Genomic DNA, 636 nt, shown 5'->3' with positions numbered 1-636 from the left:
GGCATCGCCGCCTGCTGGTACGGCGCGGCACAACGCTTGGCGGAGGCCTTGCGCGAGCAGTGCGCAAAACGCCCGGAGCCCCACGCCCTGGCGCACCTTGGCAGCGTCGACAGTGCCTTGCACAGCGCGGCCTGTGTGCTGCGCGACAGCGCCACCCATATCGACCGGCAGCCCAAGGCAGATGCCCGGCTGCTGGCACAACAGGCACGGGCCTGTATCGAAGAAACCGTCGACCAGGTGATTCACCATGTCGGCCGAGCACTGGGCGCCGGGCCGTATTGCAAGGACCCGCATTTTGCCCAGTTGATGGCCGACTTGCCGGTGTACCTGCGGCAAAGTCATGCCGAGCGCGACCTGGCCGCCCTTGGTCAACAAGTCGCCGATGAGCGCCCAGGGAGATGGGAACTATGAAGATCAATCCAATCGTCGGCCAGGGCACGCCCTTGCATGTGTGGCAAAGCTCGTCGCGACTGGCCGAGCTGCCTTGCGTAGACATTGCCGAACTGGTGCCTGAAGGCAGCCGCGCCGTGATCATCGCGCCACATCCGGATGACGAAGTCCTTGGCTGCGGCGGCCTGCTGCAAGGCCTTGCCGCGCTGGATCGCCCTATCCTGCTGATCTCCGTCACCGACGGCA

At 65.6% G+C, this 636-nt stretch carries 1 protein-coding gene and 1 pseudogene; both read left to right on the top strand.

Going from position 1 to position 636, the window contains the following annotated elements; all coding sequences use genetic code 11:
- A pseudogene (locus tag HX846_RS38475) lies at positions 1-411 on the top strand (acyl-CoA dehydrogenase); the annotation flags it as partial.
- Positions 408-636: PIG-L family deacetylase (locus HX846_RS38470; protein ID WP_178967610.1), on the top strand; the 229-nt coding region annotated here is incomplete at its 3' end. The pseudogene HX846_RS38475 and the gene HX846_RS38470, both read left to right, overlap by 4 nt.

The sequence above is a fragment of the Pseudomonas sp. K5002 genome, assembly GCF_013386655.1.
Lineage (GTDB): Bacteria > Pseudomonadota > Gammaproteobacteria > Pseudomonadales > Pseudomonadaceae > Aquipseudomonas.
Note: the sequence above shows the minus strand (reverse complement) of the source record. Positions and strands in the feature narration are given on the sequence as shown.